We start from the raw sequence: 13,573 nt of genomic DNA on the forward strand, positions 1-13,573 counted from the left end.
GGGTGTCAGTCGGCACATCTGCAACTGAACCACTGCATTCGCGAGCAAGCCCGCTCCCACAAGGGACGAGCGTCAATTTCAAAAGCTAATCAGCGGGTCGATACCGGGCGTTTCACCCACACTGGCGACAGGCTCGAACCTGAGCCGGTGACATACAGCACCGCCGCTTCACCGCGTTCCAACGCAACCGGCTTCACATCGCCGACTTTCTTGTCACCGTCATACAACGCCAGGCTCACTTTCACCGGGTTGATCTCACGCTCGCCACGGCCCTTGGCAGCCACCGACTTGACCACATCGGTCTTGCCGTCGGCGGTTTTCAGGGTCAGGGCCTTGTCGCTGAGGTTCTGTACGCGCACCAGGGATTTCTGCTTGTTCTTGAACGGTGGCTCTTCGATCAACTGCGGCTGGCCGCTGCCGCTGTTGACCAGGGTGTAGTAGTGGTCGGCGGCCAGCTTGACCGGCAGGGTCTGGCTGCCGACCTTGGCGCTGTAGTCACCGCCGGGCATGAAGCTGAAGTCGCTGCTGGCCAGTGGCGCAACGTCGCTGAGGTTGGTGCTGCCGACGGTGGCGCTGACTTCCTGGTTGCTGGCGTTGTAGATACGCACAAAGCTGGAGCCTTTTGGCGCAGTCGGGCCGTACAGGGCGGCGTCACCGCCAGCGAAGGCCGACAGGGATACGAAGCTCAGGCCCGCAGCGATTGCCAGGGTTTTAGCGAGACGACGAGGAGTTGTAGTGAAAGTCATGTGAGTTACCTCTCTTTCAGTTTTGCGCCCGGTCGGGCGTCTCGGATTTAGATGTGTTGATTGCCATGTTCTGTTGGCGCGAGCCGGCTTGTTTAAGCTGCGCAACCCAGGCCGGGTCGGCATCACCGATTTCGTTGTTAACGGGCAGATAGCGTTCAGGAAACTCCCAGATCAGCACCTGCGGCGGGCTGTTCTTGAAGTCATCACTTTTGAGGTAGCTGAGCATCGGCAGGATCGGGCCGTGGCCGTCTTCGGCGTAGCTGACCACGTCGCTGTGCAAGGCTTGCTTGAGCGCACCGACGAAGTTCCAGTTGGGGTTGGCGCTGTAGCTGGTGCCCACCAGTGCCACCGGGGTTTCGCTGTCGCTGAACAGCGCGTCGTCACCTTTCTGTTCGGCCAGGTGGGTGACGCGTTTTTCCAGCGGCTCTTTAGGCGGCATCATGTTTTCGAACAGCGGGTCCAGGGGCAGGAACAAACGCAAGTCGCCTTTATGCGGCTCGGTTTTCTCGGCCTCGGTGACAAAACGCTGCGGCTCGCCGCTCAGTGGGGTCTTGTCGGCAATCGCCTTGGCCAATTGCTTGGCGGCGACTTCGGCACCGTCTGGGGTCCAGTGGGTGTCGGTGCGCAGGAACACTTGCTTGCCACTCAGCTTGGCCTGTTGCAGCGGGCCGAGCAGGTCCGGGGCCGGAATGTTGTCCGCCGCCACTCGAGCATGGAAATCCTGGTACAGATTGGCGTGCACGCTGGCCGGTTTCACTTCACCCAGATGCTCCGGATACAGGCGCACCTTGGCCGGCACGATCGCCATCACCAGTTGGATACCCTGGGCCTTGAGCTTCTGGCGCACGCCTTCGACCAGCGCGTAGTTGCCTTGCAGGTTCTGGTCTTCGTTGACGGCGGGGTTGAACTCCTCGTCGCTGTACAACCAGTGATCACGGCCCAGCACCACGCCAGGGCGGCCTTCATTGAACAGCTTGTAGTCCAGCGCCGCCCACAGGTTGGTGCCCAGGCGCTTGATCGGGAACTCGTCGTCGTAGTGGGTCTCGACGGCTTTGGTCCAGCGACCGTTGAGCACGGTGGCATCGGCGTTGGTGCTGAAGCCAAAGAAACTGCGCAGCGACCAGGCGCCAAGTGCCAGCAACAGCACCAGGAACAGGCTGATGTAGAGGACGCGTAATGAACGGGTCATGGTCGGCTCCCTCAGAATTGGAAGTAAAGGAACGGCGAGAAACTCTGCGCCGACAGTTTGAGAATCGACGCCACGAACAGCAGCAGTACCGCGCCGCGCATGGCGTAGCGTGGCCAGTCAGCGGTCCAGTAGGCCGGTTGCACGGCAGCGTCACGGCCCACGCTGAAACCGGGCTCGTGGATGCTGCCAGGGTTGTCGCCGGGTACGGCCTTGATCAGGCTTGGGTCGGCTGGCTTGGTCTTGTCGGCAGGGCGGTTGGTGTAGAAGTCGCGCAGGCCAAAGAACGCCAGCGTTGCGTAAGCCACCACCAGGGTTGCCACTTGCAGGCCGGTGAGGTTGGCGCGGTTGAGTTCCGACAGTGACCATTCGCCAAAGCTGAACATCGCACCGTACATACGCCCTGCGACGTGCAGGTTTTCGGCGCGGAAGATCACCCAGCCCATCACCACCAGCAGGAAGGTGAACGCCCAGCGCAATACATTGAAACTGCGCGGCGCGGTGTTCAGGCCGATGGCTTTTTCAATCGCCAGCCACATGCCGTGCCAGGCGCCCCACACGATGTAGGTGATGTTCGCGCCGTGCCACAGGCCACCGAGCAGCATGGTCAGGAACAGGTTGCGGTAAGTGGTCAGCGTGCCTTTACGGTTGCCGCCCAGGGTGATGTACAGGTAGTCACGCAGCCAGGTGGACAGGCTGATGTGCCAGCGCCGCCAGAACTCGGTGATCGACTGGCTGATGTAGGGCTGCTTGAAGTTTTCCATGAAGCGGAAACCCATCATCAAGCCCAAGCCAATGGCCATGTCGCTGTAGCCGGAGAAGTCGAAGTACAGCTGCGCGGTGTAGGCCAGCGCGCCAAGCCAGGCATCGCCCGTGGTGGGGTTTTGCAGGGCGAAGCAATGGTCGGCCACCACCGCGAGGGTGTCGGCAATAAAGACCTTCTTGATGAAACCCTGCATGAACCGCGTGCAGCCTTCGGAAAATTTATCCAGGGTGTGGGTGCGGTTGTTGAACTGGTCGGCCAGGTCGCGAAAGCGCAGCACGGGCCCGGCGATCAGGTGCGGGAAGATCGCCACGAACGCCGCAAAGTCGATGAGGTTGCGGGTGGCCGGGGTGTCACCACGGTACACGTCGATGATGTAGCTGATGGACTCGAAGATGTAGAACGAGATCCCGATCGGCAACAGCACGTGGGTGAGGATGAACGGCTCCAGGCCGGCCGACTTCATCATCACGTTGATGCTGTCGACACCGAAGTTGGCGTACTTGAAGTAGCCGAGGATGCACAGGTCGACCGCCACGCCAAGCAACAGCCAGCGCTGCGCCGGCTTGGTGCGTACACCGGCGGCACCGACCTTTAGGCCGATCCAGTAGTTCCACAGCGTGACGGCCGCGAACAGCGCCAGGAAGTCCACTCGCCACCAGGCGTAGAACACGTAGCTGGCAATCAGCAGCAGCAGATTGCGATAGCGTTGCCCGCTCAAATAGTACAAGCCGAGGAAGATCGGCAAGAACAGAAACAGGAACACATTGGACGAGAAAACCATCCCGATCTCTCCATGTTTAACCAACAGTCAAGGGCCAGAGCCCCCCCAAACCCCCCCACGATTTCGGGGGAGGCTGTATTGCATTTCTACTGACGAAACCGGTTCAAACTGTGGGAGCGGGCTTGCTCGCGAAAGCGGCAGTTCAGTTACAGATGTGCCGACTGACACACCGCTTTCGCGAGCAAGCCCGCTCCCACATGGGGAACCCATTTCTTCAATTAATTTGTCAGGAACCTTTGTTGCCTTTTTCATGCGCCGGGTCGTAGACCTTGGTCAGGTCACCCCCCAGACGGAAGGTCTTGAACGGTTGCATGCCATGCTTGCGTTCGATCACATCCGGCGCGCAGGTGTAGAGGGTGCAGAAGGGCTCAAGCCAGGCAAATTTCATGTCTTCCTTGAGGTCCTTCATGTCCTGCTCTTTGCCGTTCTTCTGTTCGAAGATGTCCGGGTCTTTCACCCCGGCCAGCACCTTGTCACCCAGGCGCTTGAGCGCGCTGTTGTTTTCCTGGCGCAGGTCCACGCCGTTGACCAAGGCAAAGCTGGCGATCATCGACAGCGGCGGCAGCGCGTAGTTGTGGTACGACAGGGCGCGTTGCTGACGCTTCAATTCGTTTGGCAGGAAGCCCTGGTCATCGACCTGGTTCACGCCGACCTTGTATTCCTTCACCGCCCAATCAAACAGGTCGCGACGGTTGGTGGCGATGGACGTTGCCATCACCGACCAGGCGGCCCAGTAGGAGTGGTTGTTGGTTTTTTCCAGGGGCAGGTTGTCCCAGTCGCTCACCACCTGGTCGGCCAGCTTGTTGAACCAGGCTTCGATCTGCTGGGCTTCCTGCGGGTGCTTGGCCAGTGGCTGCGACTCGGAGAACTTCAGGCGCACATAGGCCGAGGCCATGCTGCCCAATGCCCATTTGCGCATCGACTTGCCGGTGTGGTTGAAGTCCTTGGACATCAACGCATCGGCCTTGGCCCATGACACCAGCCAGTTCAGGGTGCATTCGAGCTGCTGTGGGCGGCCGTCACGCATGAACTGCATCACGCGCTTGCTGGTGTCTTTTTCCAGCTTGGTGATGTCGGCCGTGCTGTCGCGAAAGGCTTTTTCCGACTGCACATTCAGGGTCGAACGGGCCTTGTCGGAGCCTTCGTATTTGCTGCGAAACTGCAACGGCCCGGTGTAGGGCGTTGGCATGCTGTCGCAATCATTCTTGAAGTCGCCGGTCTTGAATGCTTCGATCGGTGCGAAATAGCCCTGGGGCGGACGCAGTGGCGCCGCCGCATTGACGGAACCTGCGAACATGGCCAGGCCCAGCAGGCCAGGGAGCAATAACTTTTGCATAGGTAACCTCACTTCCCGAGTTGGGCGGTCTGCTGACCACCGCTTGGAAATACGTTGCGTGTGCAAATTTTCGCTTCAACCTTCTGCGCTGCAGCGCCCGCTTCGGGGCCCTGCACTTCCACGGCCAGCAAGTTCTGCGAGGCCCAGTCTTCATCGGTGCGCAGTTCAAAGGCGAAACGCCCGTCTGTATCGGATGTTTCGGGTTTCTCGATCTTGATGTCCTCGTGGCGCCCGTTCATGTACCAGAGGGTGGCTTGCAAGGTTTTCACCGACGGATCGGCGAAGCGGATATCGACCTGGTGGTTGGCGTTGCGCAGGTCTTTGTTGGCGCTGTTGACCATCAGTTCGTTTTTGCCGGGTTTGAGCGTGGCGCTGGCCGACATTTGCGCGGTCTTGCCTTCGCAGCCGTTATCCAGCAGCGCCATCATCTGGCGGTAGATGGTTTCCTGGTCGAGGCGGTACAGCGGCGAGAATTCCCAGATCAGGATCTTCGGTGGGCTTTTCTGGAATTCATCGCTGCCCAGGTACTGCAGCATCGAACCTTCCAGGCCACCGCCGGGGAAGGCGACGTTGAGGATGTCGGCACCGATTTCTTCTTCCAGGAAGCCGGCGAAGTTGTAGTTCTTGCCACTGTGGCTGGTGCCCACCAGAGTGATCTGCGGGTTGCCCGAATCGCCGAACAGGTCGCCGTCACCGGCTTCGCCCTTGGGCTCGGTGGTGAACTGGTCCATGTACTGGATCGCATAGCTGGTGCCACACAGTTGCCCGGCCATGTTGTGCAGGGTGCCGGTCTTGCCCATGCGGCCCGAGCGCTTGGTCTCGAATTCACGCTTGGGAATCTCGGCATATTCCGGCATCTGCTTGACCTTGGCCGCGACAATTTTCGCGGTGCGCTGGGCGCCGTATGGGGTCCAGTGCTGGTCGCCACGGAAGTAGAAATCGTGGGCTGGCAATTCATCCGGCAGTTGTTCGTTGCTCAGCGGCGACAGGTCTGGCACCACGTAGCCCATCTTGGCGAAGCGGCCGAGCATGGTCTTGTAGTTGGTCAGGGCCTTGTCGAAATCGTACTTGGCCTTTTCCTCGGGGTTGAGCTTGTTGCGGTTCACCAGGCCACGGGTTGGCTGGTACACAACGACCAGTTCCACGCCCTTGCTCTTGAACGCATCGTGCAACTGTTGCATGCGCTTGTAGCCGGCCGGGGTGGTGTCGAATTCGGTGCGCAGGTCTTCCTGGGTACGGAACAGCCAGTCGCCCTGGGCTTGCACCAGGGTGGTGAAGTTCTGCTGGTAGCGCGTGGTGTAGTTCTTCGCGTCATGGGCGGCCGGGCACAGGCTGCAGCACGGTTCGGCGGTGAAGGTTGGGGCTTTGACCTCATCGGCGCGTACGCCCTGGCTGGCCGCCAGCAGGCCGAGGGTCAGACCCGAGAGGCTCAGCAGTTTGATCATGTGTGGGTGCATAAGGGTCATCCTCAGTCCTGCAATTCGGTCTGGCGTTCGACGGGGTCGATCAGCACGGCTTTCTGCTGGCGTACCAGCAGGTCGAGAATTTCTTCCTGGCGGTCACCCAGGATGCCGGAGAAGCTGATGCCGCTGGATTTGGTCGGCGCCAGCATCGACACGCGATACAGCTCGATACTCAACGGCGAATCGATGGACAGCGGTCCGCTGCCGTTACCCGCCAGTTCACCGCCGACCACGATCAGCGACACCTTGGCATCGAACGGGTCGAGGGCGATGTCGCGGTCGGTGTCGGTCAAGTCCTTGATGTGGCCGTACACGCCGGTCAGCCCGTTGGCCATCGAGGTGTTTTCGTAGAGCTTGATGTTCACGCTGTTGCGCACGCGGATCCCGTGGCGACGGTTGCTGATCACCTTGTTGCCCCACAGCAGGTTGTCACCGCTCTCATAGAGGGTGATGCCGTCGGTGTGGTTGCGGTAGATCTCGTTGTCGGCGATCAGGTTGTTCACGCTGTTACGGTCGATCACCAGGCCCGAGAGCTTGTTGTCATAGCTGCGGTTGTTGAAGATGAAGCTGTCGTTCACTTCCCGGGAAATGATGATGCCGTGCTTCTTCTTGGTGCCGTACACGGTGTTGTCCGCGATGATCAGGCCGTGGGAACGGTCGTGGGGGTCAATGCCGTAGACGATGTTGTCTTTGTAGGTATTGCCCTTGATCACAAAGCCTGTGGTCTCGTAGCAGTAGAAGCCGTACCACATGTCCGAGAACTCGGAATCGATGATCCAACCGGTCGGCTCAGGGCGCTTGAGCACCTTGGCCATGTTCGGCGTGTACTGGGAAATACTCACCCCGTACGACTTACTGTTGGCGTAGCCGAAGCTCGCCATCTTGGTCTTGGAGATATAGGTCTCGGTGCCGCCCCAGGCCAGCAGGAACGGGCGGAACTCCTTGGCCGACTTGAACAGTGCCGGGCCGTTGGCTTTTTCATCCCAGCCGGTGACCTTGGTATCGCGCACGAACAGCTGGCCGTCGTTGATCAAAAACGAACCGGCTTGCTGGGACAGGCGCAGCTCCTGGGTGTTTTTGTCGATATCGAGGATGCCTTTACGGCCTACCACGATCGGCAACTTGGCCAGGAACACGCCCGGCGACGTTTCGCTGAAGTACTGCTTGGGCACCTTGCCCAGCAGGTCCTTGAGGTTCATGTAGCCGTCGTCGACGAAGATCGCCTGGGGAATGCCGTGCTGGCGCACCACCCATTCGGCCATCTTGTTGTCGCCGCCGATAAAGTCCTTGAGCGCGTCTTCCTGCATCATGCGGCGGATGCTGATTTTGCCCGCCTTGGTCTTGACGATTTTCTTTTCCATCGCCTGCGCGGTGTAGCCCGACAGATCCGGCAGCGCCGGCTTGGCCATTTCCAGCGGCGCGGTGGGCGGGCTGGAAATGGTGTAGGTCTTGGCCTGTTGCAGTTCCTTGGCGATGGTCGGCGCCTTGGCCGCCGTATCGGCGAACGCTGTGGCGCTGGCCATCAGCATTGCCGCGACGAGTAGGCTTTGAGCATTCATGGCGCAGGCTCCCATCAGAATTTCCAGACCACGTCGACAAACGCGCGGTGCATGTAGGAGTCGACCTGGCTGCCATAGGCATCGCCGGGCTTGAACACGCCGGCACGCAAACGCACCAGGGCTGAAGGCTCGTCGATCGACTGGCTCAGCGCGGCTGGCAGCAAGCCTTTCTTGAAGTACTTGGTGACCACCAGGTCCATTTCTTGGCCGAGGTCTTTCTTGCCGTCTTCCAACGGCAGGGAGGTGCTGGAGAGGATCGCGCCGGTGACGTCATCGGTGTTGTTCTGCACCGCGTCGATACCGTTGCTGCCCACCGGCTTGTTGCCGTCCACGCGCCAGAACTTGTGGTACACCAGGCTGGCGTCATAGTCCTCGCGCAGTTGCCAGGAACCGAACAGGCTCATGGACTGCATGTTGTTCATCTCGCCGCGAAACGCTTCACCGAAGCGATGCACGCGGGACTGGGTGCCGGTCCAGTTCGAACGGTTGCTTTGCAGGCCGTTCTGCTCGTACTCGGCGCTGGCGCGCGAATAGGCCGCGCCGACTTGCCACTGCGGGTCCAGACGCAGGCGCACGCCGATGTCGGTGGCCCAGCCGCTCAGGTCATCGCTGCGCTTGGCGCTGGTGGGGCGCGTGCCGTCGGCGTTCAAGGCGTTGACCTTGTCGCGGTCGCCGCGCATGCCAGTGATGCTCGCCCAGTAGTTGACGGTGTTGGTGTTGCGCCAGTTGTAGGCGTCGCTGTTGGCTTCGATGCCCAGCCAGGTCAGGTCGCCGTTTTCGCGCTTGTCCAACGGGTCGCTGGCCACACCCGGTTCGGCGTAGTCGAGCTTGCCGTCGTCGTGGGTGTGGTGGCCGCGCACGCCGATCCACTGCCCCGGCGTCCACTGGTAGGCAGCGTCGGCGTAGAAGTGCTGGCGGTCTTTGTCGACCGGTGACAGTTCCTTGAGGTCGGTGCGGTATTCGCTGAAGCGTTCGGCGGCGCCGACATTGGCCTTGAGCAAGGTGGTGTCGAAGGTCCAGTTCAGCGCTTCGATGTTGGTGTCGCGCCATTGGCCGTCGTCATTGCGCAGGCGCTGGCGGCCGAACTTGAGGATCTCGCCGGGGTAGGGCGTGAAGCCGCTGTAGCCGACCCAGAACTCACGCAGGGCCAAGTAGTTTTTCTTGGCCTTGCGGTCGTCGTTGCTCGACTGCTGTTCGGTGGTGTCATCGGCCGACTGTTGCAGGGTGTCGGTCTCGATGATGTCGCTGGACACCACGGCCTGGCCCATGGCGTAGGCGCTCCACGCGCCGCTTTCGCCGTAGATCCAGGGGCGCAGGTCGAGGCCGATGCCGTTGACGTCGCCGCCTTTCTGGGTGCCGAGGTCGCGGTCATCTTCAGACTGCGCGGTGGCTTTGACTTCCAGGCCGAAGTTCTTGGCTTCGGTGAGCGCGGCCAGGGTCGGACACGACCACAGCAGGGCGAAGGACAGGCCGATACCGGCCTTGACGAATGGGTTGAGCTTCATAGGGATTCCTCGCCGTCTTCTTCTTGCAGGGCGTGCAGTTGCAGCGTGCTTTGGGCCAGGGTGCCGCGGGCGGCCAGTTCCTGTTGCACCAGGCGTTGGCCTTCGGCGCGTTGCGCAGGGGTCAGCGGCGCTTCGAGCTGGGTGGCCAGGTCATTGGCTTCTGGCGTGTCCTGGGCCTTGGCCAACTGGCTGAAGACATAGGCGTTCAATGGGTCGGGCTTGGTGCCCTTGCCTTGGGAAAACAGTTGGGCGATGGCGAAGTCGGCGCTGTTCTGGCCGTTGCGCGCTGCGGTCAGCAGGTGGTCCAGGGCTTTTTGCGGGTAAACCTTGCCCAGGTAGCCACGGCGGTAGATCTGGCCGAGGTAGTAATCGGCGGCCACTTCACGGCCCACGGCTTTCTCGAAATGCGCCTCGGCGGCCTTGGCATCGGCGGGCACCCACTTGCCTTCGTAGTAGAGCTTGCCCAGCAACAATTCGGCGCGTGGTTGGTCGGCGGCGCGGCCGTTGTCCAAGTACTTCATCATCTGGTCGACATCGCCCAATTCAGGGAAGTCGTAGAGCAGTTGCGCCAGGCTGACCCAGGACGCCGGGTAGCCTGGGGCGATTTTTTCAAGCAACGCCTGGGCGGTTTTTTCGTCCGGGGTGCCAAGGGTGGCATCGCCGAGTACGCGGGCGACGCTGTCGACGCGCTGGGCGGTGACGGTGCCACGGCTTACGCCTGCTTCCATCTGCTTGAGCAGTTCGGCCTGTTGTTCCGGCTGCTGTTTTTTCTGATAGACCGTGGCCAGTTCGACGTAGCAGATATCGGTGGTGTTCAGCGCGGCTTTGCAGATGCGCTCCACGTCATCCAGATGCTGGTCGTAGGTACCCTGGGTGCGATACAGCAGCACTTGGGCCAGGCCGGCTTCCGGGTAACCGGCTGCCTGCCATTGGCTGATCTGCTGTTGGGCATTCACGTTGGGGAAGCTGTGGGGGTATTGCAGGTACAGCATTGCCAGCGGGATCAAGGTATTGCCTTCGCCATTGGCAAAGGCTTTTTTCAGCAGGCTTTCGGCTTCATGGTGTTCGGCCTCGGTGGCGCCGGGCTTGGCTACCAACAGGCGACCAAGACGCGCCTGGGCGCGGGGCGAGGTGTCTGCCGCTGCACGGTAGGTGGCTTCTGCCTGCTTGATTTGCGCCGGGTCGCGAGTGCCGACCTGAATATCGGCCAGGCCCACCTGGGCCTCGCTGTAGCCCAGTTCCGCCAGTTGCTGGTAATTCTGCTGCGCGGTGACGGTGTCGCCGCGCTTGAGGGCTTCGTTGGCCAGGCGTTGGTCGGGCAGGCCGGCGCAACCGGTCAGCGAGATTGCCAGTGCCAATGTGCACACAGAACCAATGTGGGAGCGGGCTTGCTCGCGAAGAGGCCCTGTCAGTTGATGCATGTGTTGGCTGACACACTGCTTTCGCGAGCAAGCCCGCTTCCACAGGGATTGTGGTGTTTTTGAGAGAGTCATCACAGGCATGTCCTCGCTTACAGACCGTGGGCCATGGCTTTGTCGATCAGCCAGTTCAGCGATGGGCCACGGTCGCTGGTGACTTCCACCGGGCGGCCGGCGTAGGTGCTGTCCAGCGGTGCGTCAGGCTTGATCTGCACGCGGATGTCAGAAGACAGGTCGGCGCTGTTCAGGCTGGTGCTGCTGACGATGGTGCCGGTGCGCATCTGTTCTTCGTCGGCGACCTGGAAGTTCACCTGCGTACCTGGGCGCACGTCACCGAACTGGCGATAGCTGAAGCGCGCTTCCACATTGGCCTGGCTGCCGCGTGGCACCAGTTGGAAGATCACATCACCCTTGCTGGCGTACTGGCCGTCGGCGACCAGTTGCTGGGCCACCACGCAATCGCAAGGCGAGGTCAGGGTGCCGGTCATTTGTTTGCCGAACAGCTCTTCAACCTTGGCCGGTTGCAACTGGTCTTCGTCCAAGTGGCCCTTGAGTACGTCGAGCATGCTGGTGCTGAAGGTTGCCAGTGGCGCGCCTTTGGCTGCTACCGAATCACCTTTGAGCAGGCTTTGCACGGTGCCGTCACGGGGCATGGTCACGTTCATGCCCGGCACGCTGACGAGGCCGGCCTGGGCGTGGCTGACGAAGTACATGCCGTAGAGCGACTTGACCACAAAACCGAAGGCCGCCAGGCCTACCAAGAAGATTGCCAGGCTGAAGGTCACAGCGCGCAGGCGACCGAACGCGGTCATGCCGCTGCCGCCGTCCTTGACCTTGCGCGCCTTGGTGAAGTTGTCGCGTTGCAGGGTCGCGAGTACGTCGCCCATGGTCACGATGTCGCCAGACAGGTGCGAGGTGATCAGGTGGCGCAGGGTAGAGATATCCTGGGCATCGAGGTTCTGGAACTGGCAACCGGTGCGGCCGGTCTGGCGGTCGTAGGAGCGAATCTGCAGCTCCACGTCCATGGCCAGGCCGAGGTTATCGATCACGAACTGCAGGCGGCCTTTGTGCACTTGGCCGATGGTGAGCGGCTGGGTGGCGGTGAAGGCCAGGCCGCCGGCGGACAGGTCGATAACCTTCGCTTCAGTCGGCGTGCGGTCGCTGTTGAAGAAACGCAGCTTGGCCGGGATTTTCACCCGGGCGTGTTGGCGCTGGGCTTCGGATTCGTGGACAACGTTGGCGTTTACTTGGCTATTCATCGGGTGTAATTCCTAGGTTAATTCAGGCTTGGCTGGGTCAGACCATCATCAGCAACACGGCAACGAAGATGCTGCCGGCGGAGAAGGTCATGGTCCGAGACGACCAGGTGTTGAACCAACGTTGAAAGCTGGCCAAATCGCGGGTCAGTTTGGTGTCCTGGCGGGTCCAGGACTGTTGATCAAGGCGGAAGAACACGTAGATCTTCACCAACGCGCCCATGATCTGGTTGTAATAGAGAATCAGCGGGTAGGCCGGGCCGATCTTGTGGCCAGAGCACGACAACAGCAGGGTGAGGATCAGGCGGGTAATGCCGATCCACAGCAGGTAGGCGAGGATGAACGCGCCGCCGTACTTGAAGGTGGCAATCATCGCCACGGTCAGGCCGAGCAGGGAGGTCCACATCGACACGCGCTGGTCGAACAACACCACGCTGGTGAACAGGCCGAGGCGACGCACGCCCAGGCCGAGCGCGCGGGAGTTCTGGCGCAGGTTGTTGCCGTACCAGCGGAACATCAGCTTGCGGCTGGCCTTGATGAAGCTCTTTTCCGGCGGGTGTTCCACGGTGTTGATCGCGGCATCCGGCACGTAGAAGGTGTCGTAGCCCAGGCGCATCAGGCTGAACCAGCTGGACTTGTCATCCCCGGTGAGGAACTTGAAGCGGCCCAGGCGCCAGTGTTGCAACGAGTCGCTTTCCACGTCGGCGATAAAGCCCGGGTCGGTCACTACGCTGGCACGGAACACCGACATGCGCCCGGTCATGGTCAGCACGCGCTTGGACAGGGCCATGGAGCACATGTTGATGTGGCGTTGGGCGAAGCGCAGTTTGTGCCATTCGCTCATGATGTAGCCGCCGCGCACTTCGCAGAATTCGTTGGTGGTCAGGCCGCCGACATTGCCGAACAGCTGGAACCACGGCACGGTCTTGCGCACCACGCCTTCGGCCAGCACGGTGTCGCCATCAATCACGGCAACCACGGCGCGGTCGTCCGGCAGGTGACGCGAGATGGCGCGAAAACCGAAGGCCAGGCCGTCACGCTTGCCGGTACCGGCGATACGCACGAAGTCGAGCTTGACGTGAGCCGGCGGGTTCATCTTTTCCCAGAGGCTTTTGACCAGCAGCTCATCGGACATTTCCACCAGCGAGCACACCACGGTGGTGGGGAAGCCGCAGTCGATGGCTTCGCGAATCACCGAGCTGTAGACCTGGGCGGTGGTCAGCGCGTCGATACGAAAACTGGTGACCATCAGGAACACATGGGACGGGTCGGCGGCTTTGCCCAGCTTGCGCACTTTGCGGCGCAGGTGCGGGTACACCACGTACAGGAACAGCATGCCGCGAAAGAAATGCGTCGCGCCCATCGAGTAGCGCCAGATACCCACGGCACCAATCAGGAAAATAAAATTCTTCGATTGCGAATCGAAGGTGCTCGCCGGCAACAGCAGGGCGAGACCCATCAGCAGGCTGAGAAAGAACAGCCAGCCGGCCGATTGCAGAAATACATGTTTTAACTTGGACATAAGCGTCATCCGCAAGGTGAGGAGGCTTCAGGCTG

General features: G+C 61.0%; 10 protein-coding genes. All 10 read right to left on the minus strand.

The window, feature by feature from the left end; translation table 11 throughout:
• Positions 1-89: 89 nt before the first annotated feature.
• The 10 genes from N2A98_RS05110 to alg8 all read right to left on the minus strand — a co-directional run bounded on the left by N2A98_RS05110 (position 90) and on the right by alg8 (position 13,538).
• Positions 90-746 (minus strand): alginate O-acetyltransferase AlgF, encoded by a 657-nt coding sequence (locus tag N2A98_RS05110; RefSeq protein ID WP_034134560.1) that lies wholly within the window; start codon positions 744-746, stop codon positions 90-92.
• A gap of 16 nt (positions 747-762) precedes the next feature.
• Positions 763-1,935, minus strand: coding sequence for an alginate O-acetyltransferase (locus N2A98_RS05115; RefSeq protein WP_275623096.1), 1,173 nt, complete (start codon positions 1,933-1,935; stop codon positions 763-765).
• 11 nt (positions 1,936-1,946) lie between these two features.
• A complete protein-coding gene (locus tag N2A98_RS05120; protein ID WP_032893491.1) occupies positions 1,947-3,479 on the minus strand; it encodes an MBOAT family protein in 1,533 nt (510 codons plus the stop codon).
• A 226-nt stretch (positions 3,480-3,705) separates the two neighbouring features.
• Positions 3,706-4,815 (minus strand): mannuronate-specific alginate lyase, encoded by a 1,110-nt coding sequence (locus tag N2A98_RS05125; protein WP_014717003.1) that lies wholly within the window; start codon positions 4,813-4,815, stop codon positions 3,706-3,708.
• A gap of 8 nt (positions 4,816-4,823) precedes the next feature.
• Entirely contained in the window at positions 4,824-6,272 is a 1,449-nt protein-coding gene (locus tag N2A98_RS05130; RefSeq protein ID WP_275623097.1) for an alginate O-acetyltransferase, read from the minus strand.
• An 11-nt stretch (positions 6,273-6,283) separates the two neighbouring features.
• The gene (gene algG / locus N2A98_RS05135) at positions 6,284-7,852 is read right to left on the minus strand and encodes a mannuronan 5-epimerase AlgG (protein ID WP_032893489.1); all 1,569 of its coding nucleotides are present in this window, start codon (positions 7,850-7,852) and stop codon (positions 6,284-6,286) included.
• Positions 7,852-9,342: an alginate export family protein gene (locus tag N2A98_RS05140; RefSeq protein ID WP_032893487.1), complete on the minus strand. Its 1,491-nt coding sequence runs from the start codon at positions 9,340-9,342 to the stop codon at positions 7,852-7,854. The genes algG and N2A98_RS05140 overlap by 1 nt, the downstream gene beginning before the upstream one ends.
• The gene (gene algK, locus N2A98_RS05145) at positions 9,339-10,844 is read right to left on the minus strand and encodes an alginate biosynthesis TPR repeat lipoprotein AlgK (RefSeq protein ID WP_275623098.1); all 1,506 of its coding nucleotides are present in this window, start codon (positions 10,842-10,844) and stop codon (positions 9,339-9,341) included. The genes N2A98_RS05140 and algK overlap by 4 nt, the downstream gene beginning before the upstream one ends.
• Before the next feature lie 8 nt (positions 10,845-10,852).
• Complete coding sequence (locus N2A98_RS05150; RefSeq protein WP_003188739.1) at positions 10,853-12,019, minus strand: alginate biosynthesis protein Alg44; 1,167 nt, start codon at positions 12,017-12,019, stop codon at positions 10,853-10,855.
• A 37-nt stretch (positions 12,020-12,056) separates the two neighbouring features.
• Positions 12,057-13,538 (minus strand): mannuronan synthase, encoded by a 1,482-nt coding sequence (alg8, locus tag N2A98_RS05155; RefSeq protein WP_161794312.1) that lies wholly within the window; start codon positions 13,536-13,538, stop codon positions 12,057-12,059.
• Between the last annotated feature and the right edge of the window lie 35 nt (positions 13,539-13,573).

The organism is Pseudomonas sp. FJ2-5-13, assembly GCF_029201605.1.
GTDB classification, from domain to species: Bacteria; Pseudomonadota; Gammaproteobacteria; order Pseudomonadales; family Pseudomonadaceae; genus Aquipseudomonas; species Aquipseudomonas lactis.